At 61.5% G+C, this 17,146-nt stretch carries 18 protein-coding genes; 3 read left to right on the top strand and 15 right to left on the bottom strand.

Annotation, left to right across the window (positions count from 1 at the left end; genetic code table 11):
- Positions 1 to 17 precede the first annotated feature (17 nt).
- The 4 genes from AC3WTM_RS12590 to ribBA all read right to left on the bottom strand — a co-directional run bounded on the left by AC3WTM_RS12590 (position 18) and on the right by ribBA (position 4,117).
- Positions 18 to 827 carry an ABC transporter permease gene (locus AC3WTM_RS12590; protein WP_090456315.1) on the bottom strand — a complete coding sequence of 270 codons (810 nt, stop codon included), beginning with the start codon at positions 825 to 827 and terminating at the stop codon, positions 18 to 20.
- Positions 828 to 833: 6 nt separating this feature from the next.
- A complete protein-coding gene (locus tag AC3WTM_RS12585; RefSeq protein ID WP_173677950.1) occupies positions 834 to 1,766 on the bottom strand; it encodes an ABC transporter permease in 933 nt (310 codons plus the stop codon).
- Entirely contained in the window at positions 1,763 to 2,788 is a 1,026-nt protein-coding gene (locus AC3WTM_RS12580; protein WP_095967714.1) for an ABC transporter substrate-binding protein, read from the bottom strand. The genes AC3WTM_RS12585 and AC3WTM_RS12580 overlap by 4 nt, the downstream gene beginning before the upstream one ends.
- 219 nt (positions 2,789 to 3,007) lie before the next feature.
- Positions 3,008 to 4,117 (bottom strand): bifunctional 3,4-dihydroxy-2-butanone-4-phosphate synthase/GTP cyclohydrolase II, encoded by a 1,110-nt coding sequence (ribBA, locus tag AC3WTM_RS12575; RefSeq protein ID WP_102671433.1) that lies wholly within the window; start codon positions 4,115 to 4,117, stop codon positions 3,008 to 3,010.
- Between the two features lie 70 nt (positions 4,118 to 4,187).
- On the opposite strand from ribBA, the gene AC3WTM_RS12570 reads away from it, so the two are divergent.
- Positions 4,188 to 4,484, top strand: a complete 297-nt coding sequence (locus tag AC3WTM_RS12570; protein ID WP_102671434.1) for a DUF1330 domain-containing protein — start codon at positions 4,188 to 4,190, stop codon at positions 4,482 to 4,484.
- 133 nt (positions 4,485 to 4,617) lie between these two features.
- Here AC3WTM_RS12570 and AC3WTM_RS12565 read toward each other — a convergent pair whose 3' ends face one another.
- The 11 genes from AC3WTM_RS12565 to AC3WTM_RS12515 all read right to left on the bottom strand — a co-directional run bounded on the left by AC3WTM_RS12565 (position 4,618) and on the right by AC3WTM_RS12515 (position 14,302).
- Positions 4,618 to 5,181, bottom strand: a complete 564-nt coding sequence (locus AC3WTM_RS12565) for an NUDIX hydrolase (protein ID WP_102671435.1) — start codon at positions 5,179 to 5,181, stop codon at positions 4,618 to 4,620.
- A 1-nt stretch (position 5,182) separates the two neighbouring features.
- Entirely contained in the window at positions 5,183 to 5,935 is a 753-nt protein-coding gene (locus AC3WTM_RS12560) for a GntR family transcriptional regulator (protein WP_015095667.1), read from the bottom strand.
- 89 nt (positions 5,936 to 6,024) lie between these two features.
- On the bottom strand, positions 6,025 to 6,414 hold the full coding sequence (locus tag AC3WTM_RS12555) for a carboxymuconolactone decarboxylase family protein (protein WP_007991919.1): 390 nt from the start codon (positions 6,412 to 6,414) through the stop codon (positions 6,025 to 6,027).
- Positions 6,415 to 6,433: 19 nt separating this feature from the next.
- Positions 6,434 to 7,885, bottom strand: a complete 1,452-nt coding sequence (locus AC3WTM_RS12550; protein ID WP_102671436.1) for an NAD-dependent succinate-semialdehyde dehydrogenase — start codon at positions 7,883 to 7,885, stop codon at positions 6,434 to 6,436.
- Between the two features lie 139 nt (positions 7,886 to 8,024).
- Complete coding sequence (locus AC3WTM_RS12545; protein WP_102671437.1) at positions 8,025 to 8,510, bottom strand: flavin reductase family protein; 486 nt, start codon at positions 8,508 to 8,510, stop codon at positions 8,025 to 8,027.
- Between the two features lie 12 nt (positions 8,511 to 8,522).
- Complete coding sequence (locus tag AC3WTM_RS12540) at positions 8,523 to 10,004, bottom strand: aldehyde dehydrogenase (protein ID WP_102671438.1); 1,482 nt, start codon at positions 10,002 to 10,004, stop codon at positions 8,523 to 8,525.
- Entirely contained in the window at positions 10,001 to 10,834 is an 834-nt protein-coding gene (locus AC3WTM_RS12535; RefSeq protein ID WP_102671439.1) for an alpha/beta fold hydrolase, read from the bottom strand. Before AC3WTM_RS12535 ends, AC3WTM_RS12540 begins: the two co-directional genes overlap by 4 nt.
- Positions 10,835 to 10,878: 44 nt before the next feature.
- Positions 10,879 to 11,469, bottom strand: a complete 591-nt coding sequence (locus AC3WTM_RS12530; protein WP_007978708.1) for an amino acid synthesis family protein — start codon at positions 11,467 to 11,469, stop codon at positions 10,879 to 10,881.
- Between the two features lie 211 nt (positions 11,470 to 11,680).
- Positions 11,681 to 12,004 carry a hypothetical protein gene (locus tag AC3WTM_RS12525; RefSeq protein ID WP_102671440.1) on the bottom strand — a complete coding sequence of 108 codons (324 nt, stop codon included), beginning with the start codon at positions 12,002 to 12,004 and terminating at the stop codon, positions 11,681 to 11,683.
- 286 nt (positions 12,005 to 12,290) lie between these two features.
- A complete protein-coding gene (locus tag AC3WTM_RS12520; protein WP_102671441.1) occupies positions 12,291 to 12,923 on the bottom strand; it encodes a response regulator in 633 nt (210 codons plus the stop codon).
- Between the two features lie 8 nt (positions 12,924 to 12,931).
- Positions 12,932 to 14,302: a cache domain-containing protein gene (locus tag AC3WTM_RS12515; RefSeq protein ID WP_102671442.1), complete on the bottom strand. Its 1,371-nt coding sequence runs from the start codon at positions 14,300 to 14,302 to the stop codon at positions 12,932 to 12,934.
- Between the two features lie 310 nt (positions 14,303 to 14,612).
- Between AC3WTM_RS12515 and AC3WTM_RS12510 the strand changes: the two genes are divergently transcribed.
- On the top strand, positions 14,613 to 16,670 hold the full coding sequence (locus AC3WTM_RS12510; RefSeq protein WP_492574075.1) for a carbon starvation CstA family protein: 2,058 nt from the start codon (positions 14,613 to 14,615) through the stop codon (positions 16,668 to 16,670).
- 2 nt (positions 16,671 to 16,672) lie between these two features.
- Positions 16,673 to 16,870 (top strand): YbdD/YjiX family protein, encoded by a 198-nt coding sequence (locus AC3WTM_RS12505; RefSeq protein ID WP_007976534.1) that lies wholly within the window; start codon positions 16,673 to 16,675, stop codon positions 16,868 to 16,870.
- The last annotated feature ends 276 nt before the right edge of the window (positions 16,871 to 17,146 follow it).

The raw sequence follows: 17,146 nt of genomic DNA, 5'->3' as shown, positions 1-17,146 counted from the left end.
GTCGTACTCCTGCGCGCTCAGGCGCTGATTTCATTGCGCCGGCGCAGTGCGGCGGCGATCACCATGACCAATACCGAGAGGCCGATCAGCAGCGTCGAGGCGACGGCGATCACGGGCGTCAGGTCCTGGCGCAGGGTGGTCCACATTTTCACGGGAAGGGTTTGCAGGGTCGGGCTGGCCATCATCACGCTCAGCACCACTTCATCCCACGAGACGAGGAAGGCGAAGAGGGCGCCGGCCACCATGCCCGGACGAATCGCCGGGAAGGTCACCTTGAACACCGCTTGCAGGCGCGAGGCACCGCAGATCACCGCCGCATCCTCGATCGACTGATCGAACAGCTTCAGCGAGTTGATGATCGAAATGATGGTGAACGGCAATGCGACGATGACGTGGCTGACCACGAAAGCGAACATGGTCCCGGTGTAGCCCAGTTTCAGGAACAGCGCGTACACCGCCACGGCGATGATCACCAGCGGCACGATCATCGGCAGGGTGAACAGGCCGTAGAGCATTTCCCGGCCGGGGAAGCGGCCGCGAACCAGGGCGAACGCAGTCGGCAGGCCCAATGCGACGGCGAAGAACGTGGTCAGCACCGCGACCTTGAGGCTGGCCATGGCCGCGCTCATCCAGTCGGCGTTGGAGAAGAACTGGCCGTACCATTTCAGCGTCCAGCCCGGCGGCGGGAACACCAGCCACTGGGACGAACCGAACGACAGCAGCACGATGAACACGATCGGCAGCAGCAGGAACAGCCCGATCAGCCCGGTGGTGGCATACAGGCCGAAGCGCATGCGCCGGCTCATGGCATTGGGGGTCAGGAGCATGACGGCTTACCTCGCATTGCTGGCGCCAACCGGGGATTCCGGCTGGAGCTTCAGGTAGAAGTAGAACAACACCAGCGTGATCACGATCAGCAACGCGGCGCCGGCGCTGGCCAGGCCCCAGTTGAGGAACGACTGCACCTGCTGAATGATGAACTCGGGCAGCATCATGTTCTGCGCACCGCCCAGCAGCGCCGGGGTCACGTAGTAACCGAGGGACATCACGAACACCATCAGACCGCCGGAGAACAGCCCCGGCCGGCACAGCGGCAGGAACACCCGGAAGAAGTTGGTCCAGGGGCTGGCGCCGCAGATCGAACCGGCCTGCAGGATCATCGGGTCGATGGCCTGCATGGTCGCCTGCAACGGCAGTACGATGAACGGGATCATGATGTAGCTCATGCCGATCACCACGCCAGTGAGGTTGTGCACCATCTCCAGCGGTTGATCGATGATGCCCATGGCCATCAACGCCTTGTTGATCACCCCGGAGGCTTGCAGCAACACCAGCCAGGAGTAGGTGCGGGCGAGCAGGCTGGTCCACATCGATAGCAGCACGATATTCAGGATCCAGCGCCCCCAGCCGCGCGGCACCAGGGTGATCGCCCAAGCCAGCGGGAAGCCCAGCAACAGGCTGAACAGCGTCACCAGACCGGCTACCGAGAAGGTGTTGAGCAACACTCGCGCATAGGCCGAGTTGGCGAACAGTTGCTCATAGTTGCCCAGCCCTGGCACCGGTTCCAGCACGCCGCGCAACAGCAGGCCAATCAGCGGCGCGAGAAAGAACAGGCCGAGGAACAGCAGGGCGGGAATCAGGTTGCTCGATCCGCGCCAGCGTTGCGCCAGGGTAGGGGATTGCGTCATCGCAGCCGCCTTGCCGACAGCGCCGGAGGCGCTCCCGACTGGCGTCGATGGACGGGACGCGGTTACCGTCATTTTCATTTGACCAGCCATTCGTTCCACCGTGTCGCGATGGCCGGACCGTTCTTGGCCCAGTACGCGAAATCAAGAGTGATCTGATCCTTTGCGTAAGCGGTCGGCAGGTTAGGGGCCAGCGCCGAATCCAGGCGCGCCACACTGTCGACGTTGACCGGGGCGTAGGCGGTCAGGTTGGAAAAGTCCGCCTGTCCTTTGGCGCTGCTGGCATTGGCCAGGAACTTCATCGCCGCGTCCTTGTTTTTCGAACCCTTGGGAATGACCAGGATATCGGCCATGACCAGATTCTGCTTCCAGCTTACGCCGACTGGTGCGCCGTCTTCCTGCAGGGCATGGATCCGGCCGTTCCAGAACTGGCCCATGCTCGCCTCACCGGAGGCCAGCAGCTGCTGCGACTGCGCGCCGCCGCCCCACCAGACGATGTCTTTCTTGATGGTGTCGAGTTTCTTGAAGGCGCGGTCCAGGTCCAGCGGGTAGAGCTTGTCCGCCGCTACACCGTCGGCCAGCAACGCCAGTTCAAGCACGCCAGGGCTTGGCCATTTGTAGAGGGCGCGTTTGCCGGGGTAGGTCTTGGTGTCGAACAGCGCGGACCAGTCCTGAGGTTTATTGGCGCCGAGCTTGCCTTCGTTGTAGCCGAGGACGAAGGAGAAGAAGAACGAGCCGACGCCGTGATCACTGACGAAGCGCGGGTCGATCTTGTCGCGTTCAATGACTTTGAAATCGAGGGGTTCGAGCAAGCCTTCAGCGGCGGCGCGCAAGGCGAAGTCGGCTTCGACGTCGACCACGTCCCACTGCACGTTGCCGCTCTCGACCATGGCCTTGAGTTTGCCGTAGTCGGTCGGGCCATCCTGCACGACAGTAATGCCGCTGGCCTTGCTGAACGGATCCGCCCAGGCCTGCTTCTGCGCATCCTGGGTGCTGCCGCCCCAGCTCACGAAGTTGACGCTTTCAGCCGCCAGCAATGCCTGGCTGGTCACGCTCAGCAGTCCCGCAAAAAGAACTGCGGTCGCACGTTTGTTCAACACCATTTTCACGCCCTCATTGTTGTGTTTATGAGCGGGGCTTTGGAGTGCCCGCCTATCGGGAGCAGTAGGTCCGTCAAGTCAGTGCTGACTGTCCGGTCTATGGAATATCATATTATGGTATTCCAAACTTTGTGCAAGCATTTTGCCGTACCGGCTATCAGCCAAAAACGTTTTTTCATTGGTTCCGAAGATTGCCCGGCGACGCAATTCCTTGTGGGAGCGTCAACCCGTGAAAGGAATACTCTCCACCACTTCCAGGTCGTACCCGGTCAAACCGGCATATTTCAGCGGCGGCCCGAGATGGCGCAATTTGCCGACACCCAGGTTTTGCAGGATCTGCGCACCGGTGCCCACCTCCGAATAAATCCGCGACTGCGAACGGCTGAACTGTCGGGGCGTCTGGGTCAATTGCGGTACGCGTTCGAGCAACGCCTGGGAGGATTCGTGATTGGCCAGCACCACCACCACGCCGTGGCCTTCGGCGGCGACACGCTGCAAGGCGGCCCACAAGGTCCAGTTGGTCGGCCCGCTGTACTCGGCACCGACCAGATCGCGCAACGGGTCAATCACATGCACACGCACCAGCGTCGGCTCATCGCGGCGCATATCGCCCATGACCATGGCCATGTGGACACCGCCTTCGATGCGATCCTCAAAGGTGATCAGACGAAAGGTGCCGTGCACGGTAGGCAGATCACGCTCACCGATGCGCACGATGGTGTGTTCGGTGCTAAGACGGTAGTGGATCAGGTCGGCGATGGTGCCGATCTTGATCCCGTGCTTGCGCGCAAACACTTCCAGGTCAGGGCGCCGGGCCATGGTGCCGTCGTCGTTCATCACTTCGACGATTACCGAGGCCGGGGTATGGCCGGCCAGGCGGGCCAGGTCGCATCCGGCCTCGGTATGACCGGCGCGGGTCAGCACGCCGCCTTCCCGGGCACGCAACGGGAATATATGGCCGGGTTGCACGATGTCAGCAGGGCCGGCGCTGGCAGCGACGGCGGCGGCCACGGTGCAGGCACGATCGGCGGCGGAGATACCGGTGGTCACCCCGACGGAGGCCTCGATGGACACGGTGAAGGCAGTGCTGAACACGCTGCCGTTGCTCGGCACCATCTGCTCCAGGCCCAGGCGTTTGCAGTGCTCGTCGGTCAAGGTCAGGCAGATCAGGCCACGGGCTTCGCGGGCCATGAAACTGATCGCCTCGGGCGTGCAGCAGTCGGCGGCCAGCAACAGGTCGCCTTCGTTTTCCCGGTCTTCGTCGTCGACCAGCAGGACCATTTTGCCGAGGCGGTAATCTTCGATGATTTCTTCGATGCTGTTGAAGGCCATGCTGGAGTCTCAGTGTTTGTTGGATGAGTATTGTGGTATACCGTAATACAAAACAAACCGAGAGGTCACTATGAAGGCGTACTGGATTGCTCACGTGGATGTCACCGACCCCGATCAATACAGCCAATACACCCAGCGGGCGCCGAAGGCGTTTGCCCAGTATGGCGGTCGGATTCTGGCGCGGGGTGGGCGCAGCGAGGCGATGGAAGGCCGGCCTACGCCGCAGCGCAGTGTGGTGATCGAGTTTGATTCCTATGAGCAGGCGGTGGCTTGCTATCACTCGGCGTTGTATCAGGAGGCCAGGGGGCATCGCGAAGGCGTGGCGAAGGCAGAGGTCATTATCGTCGAGGGCATGGCGCCGCTCTGATCAACACCGCTTGACCCTGTAGGAGCGAGCCTGCTCGCGAAAAACGTTAGAGCAACGCGTTCGGTCAGTCAGCACGCGTCATCGTTGACGACCATCGCGAGCAGGCTCGCTGCTACAGGGGGAATGGTTTTTTTCAGCGAATAAAGTGAATCTTCCCGCTGTCGTCATTGCCCATGTAGATGCCATAAACCCCGGCCTGGCGCTCCTCGATATAGCGCTCAAGGATCTGCCGGATCGCCGGATAGTAGATGCTGTCCCAGGGAATGTCCTCGGGCGCGAAGAACTTGTAGTCGAGGGTTTCCGGGCCGTACTGCCCGGTAATCTCCAGCGCGATGGCGCGGAAGATGATGTACACCTCGCTGATCTTCGGCACGCTGAAGATCGAATAGGGCGAGACGATTTCGGCACGCACGCCGCTTTCTTCCCAGACTTCGCGCAAGGCCGCCTGTTCGGTGGTCTCGCCACTTTCCATGAAGCCTGCCGGCAGCGTCCAGGTACCCGGGCGCGGCGGAATCGCGCGTTGGCACAGCAGATATTTGCCGTCCTGCTCGATGATGCAGCCGGCAATGATTTTCGGATTGATGTAATGGATGTAGCCGCAACCGCGGCACATCAGGCGCTCGTGCGTATCGCCCGGCGGCAACTGTGACCTGAGGTCTGCGCTGCCGCACTTGGGGCAAAAGCTCGGGCTGAACATTTCAGCGACCTATGCGCGGTTCTTTCAGCGCGATGGGCAAGGTAATCGCCGGGATGTCGCCGGTTTCTTCCTGCTTGCGCTTGAGGTAGTCCAGGGCCACGGCAGCGGCCGCACGCACGTGGTCGACGCAAGCCTGGTGGGCGGCCAACGGATCACCGCCCTTGATCGCCTCGACCATGCGTTCCATTTCCTGGTTACTGGCGCCGCGACGGTTCTCCTGGGATACCGAGGTCGCGCGCAGGTAGCTGATGCGTGCCTGCAACTGGCGCAATTGAGTGGCCGCGACATGGTTGCCCGAGCCTTCGAGCAGCACATCGTAGAAACCTTGCACCGAGTCGATGACCTGTTGCAGCTCACCGTCTTTGAGCGCCTTGCGATTTTCTTCGAGGGCTTTTTCCAGGGCCTTGATGTCCTTGGCCTTGGCGCGCAGGGTGAACAGTTGCACGATTAGCCCTTCGAGTACGCACCGCAGTTCGTAGATGTCCACGGCATCGGCCAGGGTGATGATCGCGACACGCGGGCCCTTGGCGTCGGCGAATTCCACCAGGCCTTCGGATTCCAGGTGACGCAAGGCTTCACGCACGGAGGTACGGCTGACGCCCAGGCGATCGCACAGATCGCGTTCGACCAGACGGTCTCCCGGCAGGAGCTGGAAGTTCATGATGGCGCTTCGCAGTTTATCCAGCACGATTTCGCGCAGGGTAACGGGGTTGCGATTGACCTTGAAGCTGTCGTCGAGTGGCAGGCGTTTCATGGGGTCCGCTCTGATTGTGGCTGTCCATGCAAAAAAGAGCACTTCGATTACGGAAATCTACGTGCCCGGTCAGATCAAACAGCCAAGGGTTAACTGGAGGCCTCGGCATCGGCTTCGGCGAAGGCTTCACGGGCGAGCCGGAAACTGTCTACGGCAGCGGGGACACCGCAGTAAATGCCGACCTGAAGCAATATTTCGCGTATTTGCTCACGACTCAGGCCGTTACGCAAGGCGCCGCGTACATGCAGTTTGAGTTCATGGGGCCGGTTGAGGGCCGAGATCATCGCCAGGTTGATCATGCTGCGCTCCTTGAGCGACAAACCCTCACGACCCCAGACATGACCCCAACAATACTCGGTGACCATTTCCTGCAACGGTCGGGTGAAGTCGTCGGCGTTCTCGATGGAGCGATTGACGTAGGCCTCACCCAGCACCTGGGTACGGATCTTCAGGCCTTTTTCATACTTTTCGTTGTTCATTTGCGTAGCTCCCGCGGGCTCAAAGGCCGCCCATCAAGGTGTATTTGAGTTCCAGGTAATCCTCGATGCCGTACTTCGACCCTTCACGGCCCAACCCCGAGGACTTGATCCCGCCGAATGGCGCGACCTCAGTGGAAATCAGCCCTTCGTTGATCCCGACCATGCCGTACTCCAGCGCCTCGCTCATGCGCCAGGCGCGGCCCAGGTCGCGGGTGTAGCAGTAGGCGGCCAGGCCGAATTCGGTGTCGTTGGCCATCTCGACGGCCTGGGCCTCGGTGTCGAAACGGAACACGGCGGCCAACGGGCCAAAGGTTTCATCCCGGGCGACTTTCATCTGCGTGGTGACGTCGATAAGCACGGTCGGCTGGAAGAATCCATTGCCCAGGGCATGGCGTTCGCCGCCGCAGAGTAGTTGTGCTCCGTGGGCCAGAGCGTCTTGCACGTGTTCTTCGACCTTGGCCACGGCGCGCTCGTTGATCAGCGGCCCTTGGGTGACGCCATCATCGAAACCGCTGCCGACCTTGAGTTGCGAAACCCGCTCGGCCAGGCGTGCGACAAAGGCGTCGTGGATGCCGTCCTGCACCAGGAAGCGATTGACGCAGACGCAGGTCTGCCCGGCGTTGCGGAACTTGGCGATCAGCGCGCCGTCAACCGCGCGTTCCAGATCGGCATCGTCGAAGACAATGAATGGCGCGTTGCCGCCCAGTTCCAGTGAGACTTTTTTCAGGGTCGGCGCGCACTGGGCCATCAGCAGTTTGCCGATGGCGGTGGAGCCGGTGAACGACAGTTTGCGCACAAGGCTGCTGCCGGTCAGCTCGCCACCGATGGCGATGGCATCGCCGGTGATCACGTTGAAAATGCCCGCTGGAATCCCGGCCTGTTCCGCCAGCGCAGCCATGGCCAGTGCCGAGAACGGTGTTTCCGGGGCTGGCTTGACGATGCACGGGCAACCGGCCGCCAGTGCCGGGCCGGCCTTGCGGGTGATCATCGCCGCCGGGAAGTTCCACGGCGTGATGGCCGCGACGACACCAATTGGCTCCTTGCTGACCACGATGCGCGCATCGCCCTTGTGGCTGGGAATGGTGTCGCCGTAGATGCGCTTGGCCTCTTCGGCGAACCATTCGATGAAGCTGGCGGCGTAGAGGATTTCACCCTTGGCTTCGGCCAGTGGCTTGCCTTGTTCGAGGGTGAGGATCTCGGCCAGGGCGTCGGCATTCTCCAGCATCAGCGCGTGCCAGCACTTGAGGGTATTGCTGCGCTCCTTGGCGGTCAGCGCGCGCCAGGCCGGCCAGGCCTTGTTGGCGGCCTCGATGGCCAGGCGCGCGTGCTCGGCGCCGAGATTCGGCACCTGGCCGATCAGCTCACCGGTGGCCGGGTTGAAGATGTCCTGACAGGCGCCATCCGGCGCGTCCAGCCACTGGCCATCGATGTAGGCCTGCTGACGGAACAATTGCGAGGCTGCTGGGCTCATGCCGGCTCCTGATAAAAAAGAGGGTTACCTGTAGGAGCGAGCTTGCTCGCGAAAAATTCGAGAACGCTACGGGGTGTCAGACCGCCAGCGTTATCGTTGACGACCATCGCGAGCGAGCTCGCTCCTACAACAAAACGCGTCAGGCCAGGGTGGGCAGGGGGCCAAGTTTGCCTTTGTGGTAGATCATCGGCGTCACCGGTTGGTCGGGCAGGATCAGGTGCTTCACCGCGCCGACGATGATCGCGTGATCGCCGCCGTCGTATTCGCGCCACAGTTCGCACTCGATGATCGCCGTGGCCTTGGCCAGGATCGGGTTACCCAGTTCGCTCAAGTGCCACTCGATCCCTTTGGCCTTGTCCTTGCCTTTACCGGCGAAGGCATAGGCTTCGGCGGTCTGCTCAGCGGACAGCAGGTGAATTGCGAACTGCTTGCTGTCGCGCAGCACTGGGTAGGTGTCGGAGCCGTAGTTGGGGCAGAACAGCACCAGTGCCGGGTCGATCGACAGCGCACTGAAGGCGCTGGCGGTAATGCCGACGATGCCGCCTTCCGGATCCAGGGTGGTGACCACCGTGACCCCGGATGGGAACGAGCTCATCACGTCTTTGTAAATGCCGGGTTCGATCATTTTCCGGGACTCCTAGCGCATCACGAAGGGATCAGGCATCGGTGCCTGGGAGAGGTTGATCCACACCGTTTTCAGCTCGGTGTAGGCCAGCACCGAATCGATGCCGCTTTCGCGTCCATAGCCGCTGTTCTTGAAGCCGCCGATCGGCGCCATGGCCGAGACTGCACGGTAGGTGTTGACCCAGATGATCCCCGAACGCACGTCCCGGGCCAGGCGATGGGCGCGGCCCAGGTCGCGGGTCCAGATGCCGGCGGCGAGGCCGAACTGCGAGTCGTTGGCAATCGCCAGCGCTTCGGCTTCGTCCTTGAAACGGATGACCGAAGCCACCGGACCAAAGACTTCTTCCTGCATGATCTTCATCGAATTGCGGTCGCACTCGAACAGCGTCGGTTCGTAGAACCAGCCGTCACCCAGATTCTCTGGACGCTTGCCGCCCAGGCGCAGGCGCGCGCCTTCTGCGATAGCATCGGCCACCAGGCCTTCGACCACGGCCAGTTGCTGTGCGGTGGCCATCGGGCCCATTTCGCTGCTGTCGTCCTGCGGGTTGCCAATGCGGATGCGCTTGGCGCGTTCCACCAGACGAGCGACGAATTCGTCGTAGATTTCGTCCTGCACCAGCAAGCGCGAACCGGAGACGCAGCTCTGCCCGGAGGCGGCATAGATCCCGGCGATGGCGCCGTTGATCGCGCTGTCGAGGTCGGCGTCGGCGAAGATGATGTTCGGCGATTTGCCCCCCAGTTCCAGCGACAGCTTGGCGAAGTTCTCGGCACTGCTGCGCACCACATGCCGCGCGGTGGCCGCGCCGCCGGTGAAGGCGATCTTGCGCACCAGCGGATGACGGGTGAGGGCGGCGCCGGTGCTTGGGCCGTAACCGGTGACGACGTTGACCACCCCCGGCGGGATCCCGGCTTCCAGTGCCAGGCGCGCCAGTTCGAGAATGGTCGCCGAGGCGTGCTCCGAGGGCTTGATCACGATGGTGTTGCCCGCGGCAAGCGCCGGGGCGAGTTTGATCGCGGTCAGGTACAGCGGGCTGTTCCACGGAATGATCGCGGCAACCACACCCATGGCTTCGTGCACGGTGTAGGCAAACAGATCCGGCTTGTCCAGCGGCAGGGTGCCACCTTCGAGCTTGTCCGCCAGGCCTGCGGTGTAGTGGAAAAACTCCGGCAGATAGCCGACCTGGCCACGGGTTTCGCGGATCAGCTTGCCGTTGTCACGGCTTTCGAGCTGCGCCAGTTGTTCTTTGTTCTCGGCGATCAGGTCGCCCAGGCGTCGCAGCAGTTTGCCGCGAGCGGTGGCCGTCAAACCGCGCCATGCCGGGCTGTCGAAAGCCGCCTGCGCAGCTTGCACGGCACGCTCGACATCGGCTTCGTCGGCATCGGGCAGTTCAGCCCAGGGTTCGGCCAGCGCCGGGTTGAGGCTTTCGAAGGTCTTGCCGGACAGGGCATCGACCCATTCACCGCCGATGCACATCTGGAAGCGTGCGAGTGTCATGCAACGATCCCCTTGATCTGGTTTTGTTTGGAGTGCGCGGTCTGCAGAAACTCCAGCAACAGCTGGTTGACCAGGCGTGGCGACTCTACCGGCATCATATGCCGTTGCTCGGCGAGTACGGCAACGGTCGCGCCGGGAATGCGTTCGGCCAGTTGCCGGGCCATTTCCGGGGTTGAGCCGGGGTCCAGTTCGCCGGTGGCGATCAGCGTCGGCACCTGGATGCTGGCCAGGTCGTCGGCGCGGTACATGTCCTGGGTGGCGAACAGTTCATAAGTGGTCAGGTAGCCCTGAGGGTCATTGCCGGCCAGGGTCTGGCGAATTGCGGCGATCTGCGCCGGGTTCGCGGCCTGGTATTCACGGCTGAACCAGCGCGACAGTGCGGCTTCGGCATTGGCGTCCGGCCCGTGTTCGGCAGCCTGGCTGGTGCGGGCGATGACCCCGGCACGCTGTTCGGCGCTGCGGTTGAACACGCTGTTGAGCACCACCAGGCCTTCCAGGCGTTGCGCGTAGTGCAGGGCAAAGGCCCGCGCTACGAGCCCGCCCATGGAAAAACCGATCACCGTTGCCTTGGGCAATTGCAGGTGGTCGAGCAGCTCCAGCAATTGGTCGGCATAGCCGAGCAGCGGCGTGCCGCTCTCCGGGCGCGGGCTGGCGCCATGGCCGAGCATGTCGTAGGCGATGACGCGGTACTTCGTGGCCAAGCCAACGATCTGGCCGCCCCACATTTCTTTGTTCAGGCCCACGCCGTGGATCAAGACCACGGGCTGGCCTTGGCCGGTCGCCAGGTAACTGGTGCCAGCCGGGGTGAGTTCAGCGGTGAGCCGAATCATGGAGCGCTCCTGCAATGCCTTCTTGTTGTCGTTCTACTGGGCGGTTACTGGGCTTTTTCGGCGGCCAGTTCTTCCAGGTCGATGTAGCGGTTGCCGATGCGCGGGTGCAGGCGGCCGCCGTCGGCGCAACCCAGGACCACAACTATTTCGTCGGCACGCGGCGCGTCTTCGATCTGCATTTCCAGGGTGATGTAATGCGAGCGCAGGCCTTCGTCGTCCTTGTGCATCATCGGGATCTGAATCGAGGTGCCCGGGCCGCCGCGCTTGTTGGTGAAGCTCAGGTAGCTCTTGGCCTTGACCGCTTCGCGGTAATGGTTGCCGAAGCGCAGGGTGTGGATCACCGCCGAAGCGTGTTCGATTTCGCCATCGGCGCCGACCACCGCAGCCTTGCCGTACGCCTCGATTTTCTCGGCGCCGCCAATGATGCCCACCAGACGCTCGACCATCAGCGCGCCGAGGTCGGAGCAGTTGGCGCGGATCTGTGGTTTCAGGTCTTCGACGAAACCGTTGCCCAGCCAGGGGTTCTTCATCACCACGGCCAGACCGACCATGGTCACGGGCTTATCGGTGGCTTTGCCGCCTTCAATAAAGGTTTCTTCGACATAGCTGACGATCTTGCGGATTTCGAAACTCATGAGCTGCTCCGTGGAGGTTTGGGTGTCTGTGCGTCTGATGGTATACCATAATACCGGAAGCACAAGTCCCCCGAACGGAGTTTCTGGCTGGATGGCGATAAAAGGCGGCAGGCGAGGCGCTATGCGTGTCGGGAAGGGCTTATAAAGGACGTTAAAAAACCCGGCGGGTGAGGCCGGGTTTTTCTTTGAGTCCTGCGGTAAAGCACTGCATTCAGACAGCGCGGCTTTCGATCAGGCGGTCGGAACCGCCTTCGGCGACGCGGTTTTGCAGCAGTTTGTCGGAACCACCTTCAGCGACGCGGTTTTGCAGGAGCTTGTCAGAGCCACCTTCGGCAACACGTTTTTCCAGCAGGCGATCCGAACCACCTTCGGCGACACGATTCTCGATCAGGCGATCGGAACCACCCTCGGCCACACGGCTTTCAATCAGGCGATCCGAGCCGCCTTCAGCGACCACAGGTTGAGCTGGGTTTGCGGCGAAAGCGTTAATTGCGAAAACCGAGAAAGCGATGCTGAGGAGGGTTTGGCGTTTCATGATGGTGTGCTCCGGGGTGCTGATGAGTTGGTATGGAGCAGATGTTACGCCGTGGATTTTTTAAGAGAACTACATTGAATTGATGGTGACTATCGACGCAGTCAATGGATGATTTGGTGATCTTCGTGGGGGCGGGCTTGCTCCGGGTGGCGTTCCGACGATAGCGGTGTGTCATTCAACACTGATAGTGCCTGGTCCAACGCCATCGCGGGCAAGCCCGCTCCCACAGGTTTTAGCAGTGAGCACAGAATTTGTGTCCAATGAAATCCAATGTGGGTTCGAGGCGTTAGCGGGAAATAAGCCCGTGATCGATGGCGTACTTGACCAGCGCCGCCGGCTTGTCGATGTTGAGCTTGCGTCGGATGCTCAGGCGATGGGTTTCCACCGTGCGCACGCTGATGTCCAGTTCCCGGGCCATTTCCTTGTTGTTCAACCCCTGCGCCATCTTCGACAGTACCTGGCTTTCCCTAGGGGTCAGTTCGTTGTCGGTGTTTCTGTCGGCGATCAGCCGCTGGGCGATGTCGGCGCTGTAGAAGGTTCCGCCGCTGCTGATGGCTTCTATGGCGGCGATGATTTCCCGTGACGGGGCGTTCTTGAGCACGTAGCCGCTGGCGCCGGAGCGCACGGATTCACTGACGTATTCGTAATTGTCGTACATGCTCAGCACCAGCACCTTGAGCGATGGGTACTGGCTGCGCAGCACGCGGGTCAGTTCCAGGCCATTCATGTCCGGCAGGCTGATGTCGACCAGCAGCAGGTCCGGCTGGCAACGTCCGACCATCTCGATGGCCGCGGCGCCGTTTTCCGCTTCGCCGACCATTTCCAGGGGCGACATCACGGCCAGCAGCGCCTTGATGCCGTCGCGGACCAGGGAGTGATCGTCGACCAGGGCGACGCGAATCGGGGAGGGCAGGTTCATGGCAAGTTTCACTCTTGTAGTTTTGCGCCAGGTTTCATCGGCAGCCGCACGTCCAGCTCACTTCTGCCCGGCATCGAGATCAAATCGAAGCGCCCGCCAAAATGTTCGACGCGTTCGCGGATATTACGCAGGCCAATGCCGGCCTGACGACGTTCGACCTGGGCGACGTTGAAACCGATGCCGTCATCGACCACCGTCAGCCGCACGGAGTCGTCGCAGCCGCGCAGTGTAATGGACACGTTCTTCGCCTGGGCGTGTCGTTCGATATTGGTCAGGCCTTCCTGGACGATGCGGAACAATGCGACGGCGGCGCCGTCGACCAATTGGCAGTCGAATTCATTTTCGTCATAGGTCACGGTCAGCCCGCTGCGCTGTTCGAATTCGGCAGCCAATTGGCCGATGGCCGCCGGCAGGCCGAGGGTGTCGAGCAAGGATGAACGCAGATCGTGGGAGAGGCTGCGGACTTCGCCGATGGCATCGCCCAGGCGCTCGGTGGCGTCTTTCAGCGTGTTCAGGCCCTTGTCGGGGGCCTGTCCGCGTTCCAGCAGATGGCTGGCCAGTTCGAACTGAAACTTGATCGAGACCAGCACCTGGCTGATGCCGTCGTGCAACTCGCGGGACACCCGTGATCGTTCCTCTTCCTGCAGGCTGACGATGCGCTGGGTCAGGCGCTGCAGTTTCTTGTCCGCCAGCCGATGTTCGCTGACGTTGAGGGTCATGCCCGTGGCGAATACGAACAGCACCGCGACGAGGGCAACCACGGCAATCGCCATCATGGTCTTGCGGATGCCCATGGCCACTTCGGCACGGGCCTGCTGGGTGGCGCGTTCGACGTCTTCGAGGTAGATGCCGGTACCGAGCATCCAGCCCCAGCGATCGAGCATCACCACGTAGGCGAGCTTGTCGGTCACCTGGCCGGAGGAGGGCTTGTTCCAGGCGTAGCGTTGAAAGCCTTCGCCCGATTGCGCGCTTTTGAGCAGTGCCTGGATCACCGGCAGGCCGTGGGGATCTTTCATGTCCCACAGGTATTGGCCCACCAGTTCCGACTGGCGCGCATGCATCAGGCTGCGGCCTTCGTGGTCGTAGACGAAGAAGTAGCCGTTGATGCCGAAGCTGAGCTTGCGCAGTTCTTCCAGCACTTGTTGTTGGGCACGGGCGTCGCCGTGGCCGTCGTCGTACAGCGGCGCGATCAGGCTTTGCGCCATTTCCACGTAGTTTTTCAGTTCCGCGCGTTTGCTCGCCAGAATGCTGTCTTCGATCAGTTGCGCCTGCTGATCGCCCAATTGGCGGTTGAGGGAAATCACCAGCGCGCAGATGACGGCAATGGCCAGCACCAGTGGCAGAATCCCGAGGGCGACGATCTTGTGTTTGAGCTGCATGTTGACTCCTGCCCGCGCGAAGGCTCGGCATCATATGCCAAAGATACGCCCTGTAGGAGCGAGCTTGCTCGCGATGGTATTCCAGGCGCTGTTTGGTGTCGGTTGTACCTTTTTCGCGAGCAATCGAGCGTCGACCGGCTGCTCCTACAAGGGGAAGGACGTGTTCTACGTAGAACTACGTAGATCCCGCGTACGTAGTAACGCGGATTTATTTGTGGACGGCATGCGCAGATATTGGGCCAGCTCCGCACTGCGGACACAATTATAAAAATTACCGCCGCAGTCACTGGCTGTCGGCAGGAGACACGCTATGCCCCGTCTGGCTAAACACCTCGCCTGGTTTGCCGTGGCTGTCCTGGGAGCGATTGCGCTGAGTGTCGTGGCCCTGCGCCGCGGCGAAGCGATCAACGCCCTGTGGATCGTAGTCGCAGCCGTCGCCATCTACCTCGTTGCCTACCGCTACTACAGCCTGTTCATCGCCAACAAAGTGATGCAACTCGACCCCAATCGAGCCACTCCGGCTGTGCTCAATAACGATGGTCTGGACTACGTGCCGACCAACAAACATGTCCTGTTCGGTCACCACTTCGCGGCCATTGCCGGCGCGGGGCCTTTGGTCGGTCCGGTGTTGGCGGCGCAGATGGGCTACCTGCCCGGCACGCTGTGGCTGATCGCCGGCGTAGTGCTGGCCGGTGCCGTGCAGGACTTCATGGTCCTGTTCATGTCCACCCGCCGCAACGGTCGTTCCCTGGGCGATATGGTCCGCGAAGAAATGGGCCGCATCCCCGGCACCATCGCGCTGTTCGGCTGCTTCCTGATCATGATCATCATCCTCGCGGTGCTGGCGCTGATCGTGGTGAAGGCCCTGGCCGAAAGCCCTTGGGGCATTTTCACGGTGATGGCGACTATTCCGATCGCGATGTTCATGGGCATCTACATGCGCTACATCCGCCCGGGCCGCATTGGTGAAATCTCGGTGATCGGCGTGCTGTTGCTGCTGGGCTCGATCTGGCTCGGCGGGCAGATCGCCGCGGATCCGGTGTGGGCCAAGGCCTTTACCTTTACCGGTATCCAGATCACCTGGATGTTGATCGGTTACGGTTTTGTCGCGGCGGTATTGCCGGTGTGGTTGATCCTGGCGCCCCGTGACTACCTCTCGACGTTCCTGAAAATCGGCACCATCGTCGCCCTGGCCATCGGCATCCTGGTAACCATGCCCGAGCTGAGAATGCCGGCCCTGACCCAGTTCGTCGACGGCACCGGTCCGGTTTGGAAGGGCGGTCTGTTCCCGTTCCTGTTCATCACCATCGCCTGTGGCGCGGTCTCCGGTTTCCACTCGCTGATTGCTTCCGGCACCACGCCCAAGCTGCTTGCCAGTGAGGGGCATGCCCGCTACATCGGTTACGGCGGCATGCTGATGGAGTCGTTCGTCGCCATCATGGCCATGGTTGCCGCGTCGGTGATCGATCCGGGTGTGTATTTCGCCATGAACAGCCCGGCCGCTGTAGTCGGTGCCGATGCGGTGACCGTTGCGCAAACTGTCAGCAGCTGGGGCTTCGCCATTACCCCGGAAGCCTTGCAAGCCGTAGCCCATGACATCGGTGAAACCACCATCCTGGCCCGTGCCGGTGGTGCGCCGACCCTGGCGGTCGGGATCGCGCAGATCCTGCACAGTGTTCTGCCGGGCGAGAACACCATGGCGTTCTGGTACCACTTCGCGATCCTGTTCGAAGCGCTGTTCATCCTGACTGCAGTGGACGCTGGCACCCGAGCCGGTCGCTTCATGCTCCAGGACTTGCTTGGCTCCTTCGTTCCGGCGCTCAAGCGCACCGAATCCTGGACCGCCAACCTGGTGGCCACCGCTGGTTGCGTGGCCATGTGGGGTTATCTGCTGTACCAGGGCGTGATCGATCCACTGGGTGGTATCAACACCCTGTGGCCGCTGTTCGGCATCTCCAACCAGATGCTGGCCGGTATCGCGCTGATGCTCGGCACCGTGGTGCTGATCAAGATGAAGCGCCAGCGTTATGTGTGGGTGACCTTGCTGCCGGCCGTATGGCTGCTGATCTGCACCACGACAGCGGGCTTCATCAAGCTGTTCGACGCCAACCCGGCGATCGGCTTCCTGGCCCTGGCCAAGAAATACAGCGATGCCTTGGCCAATGGACAGGTGCTGGCCCCGGCCAAGAGCATCGACCAGATGCAGCATGTGATCTTCAACGCCTACACCAACGCGACCCTGACTGCGCTGTTCCTGTTCGTGGTGTTCAGCATCCTGTTCTTTGCGCTCAAGGTCGGCATCGCTGCCTGGGGCACCAAGGAGCGCACGGATAAAGAAGCGCCATATCAAGCGCTGCCGGATGCCTGACCATGTTCAATGACCTGAGTCGCCTCGGTAAATACCTCGGTCAGGCCGCGCGCCTGATGGTCGGCATGCCCGACTACGACAACTACGTCGAACACATGCAGACCAAGCACCCGGACAAACCGGTGATGGACTACGAGGCGTTCTTCCGTGAGCGCCAGGAGGCCCGTTACGGCAGTAAAGCCGGACCGAAGTGCTGTTGAGTGACATAAAAAACCGGCTGAAAGGCCGGTTTTTTATTGAATACAGGAATGCCCTGATGACAACGTCCTTGCAGCCAATGCTGTTCATCCACAGTGCAACTCGTTACTGATTTGAACTGTTTATCAGCTATCTCCAAAGATGAAGCGACAGTTTCCCCGACCGGGACTTTAATGGATGGTCTGGAGTGACTGATCGCGGGGCTGTCATAGCCTCAAGGCTATGGATCCCATACCGAAAAGCTATTTCATCAATCGGTGATCCGGAGCCACGCTCAA

This window comes from Pseudomonas sp. EU05-FHT14B02 (assembly GCF_058791055.1).
Note: the sequence above shows the minus strand (reverse complement) of the source record. Positions and strands in the feature narration are given on the sequence as shown.

Excerpts from the sequence above, each read along its gene's own strand:
- AC3WTM_RS12535 (WP_102671439.1), bottom strand. The coding sequence starts at position 10,834 with ATGATTCGGCTCACCGCTGAACTCACCCCGGCTGGCACCAGTTACCTG.
- AC3WTM_RS12515 (WP_102671442.1), bottom strand. The coding sequence starts at position 14,302 with ATGCAGCTCAAACACAAGATCGTCGCCCTCGGGATTCTGCCACTGGTG.
- AC3WTM_RS12545 (WP_102671437.1), bottom strand. The coding sequence starts at position 8,510 with ATGATCGAACCCGGCATTTACAAAGACGTGATGAGCTCGTTCCCATCC.
- AC3WTM_RS12560 (WP_015095667.1), bottom strand. The coding sequence starts at position 5,935 with ATGAAACGCCTGCCACTCGACGACAGCTTCAAGGTCAATCGCAACCCC.
- AC3WTM_RS12540 (WP_102671438.1), bottom strand. The coding sequence starts at position 10,004 with ATGACACTCGCACGCTTCCAGATGTGCATCGGCGGTGAATGGGTCGAT.
- AC3WTM_RS12505 (WP_007976534.1), top strand. The coding sequence starts at position 16,673 with ATGTTCAATGACCTGAGTCGCCTCGGTAAATACCTCGGTCAGGCCGCG.
- AC3WTM_RS12565 (WP_102671435.1), bottom strand. The coding sequence starts at position 5,181 with ATGTTCAGCCCGAGCTTTTGCCCCAAGTGCGGCAGCGCAGACCTCAGG.
- AC3WTM_RS12550 (WP_102671436.1), bottom strand. The coding sequence starts at position 7,885 with ATGAGCCCAGCAGCCTCGCAATTGTTCCGTCAGCAGGCCTACATCGAT.
- AC3WTM_RS12520 (WP_102671441.1), bottom strand. The coding sequence starts at position 12,923 with ATGAACCTGCCCTCCCCGATTCGCGTCGCCCTGGTCGACGATCACTCC.
- AC3WTM_RS12585 (WP_173677950.1), bottom strand. The coding sequence starts at position 1,766 with ATGAAAATGACGGTAACCGCGTCCCGTCCATCGACGCCAGTCGGGAGC.
- AC3WTM_RS12530 (WP_007978708.1), bottom strand. The coding sequence starts at position 11,469 with ATGAGTTTCGAAATCCGCAAGATCGTCAGCTATGTCGAAGAAACCTTT.
- AC3WTM_RS12525 (WP_102671440.1), bottom strand. The coding sequence starts at position 12,004 with ATGAAACGCCAAACCCTCCTCAGCATCGCTTTCTCGGTTTTCGCAATT.
- ribBA (WP_102671433.1), bottom strand. The coding sequence starts at position 4,117 with ATGGCCTTCAACAGCATCGAAGAAATCATCGAAGATTACCGCCTCGGC.
- AC3WTM_RS12590 (WP_090456315.1), bottom strand. The coding sequence starts at position 827 with ATGCTCCTGACCCCCAATGCCATGAGCCGGCGCATGCGCTTCGGCCTG.
- AC3WTM_RS12580 (WP_095967714.1), bottom strand. The coding sequence starts at position 2,788 with ATGGTGTTGAACAAACGTGCGACCGCAGTTCTTTTTGCGGGACTGCTG.
- AC3WTM_RS12555 (WP_007991919.1), bottom strand. The coding sequence starts at position 6,414 with ATGAACAACGAAAAGTATGAAAAAGGCCTGAAGATCCGTACCCAGGTG.
- AC3WTM_RS12570 (WP_102671434.1), top strand. The coding sequence starts at position 4,188 with ATGAAGGCGTACTGGATTGCTCACGTGGATGTCACCGACCCCGATCAA.
- AC3WTM_RS12510 (WP_492574075.1), top strand. The coding sequence starts at position 14,613 with ATGCCCCGTCTGGCTAAACACCTCGCCTGGTTTGCCGTGGCTGTCCTG.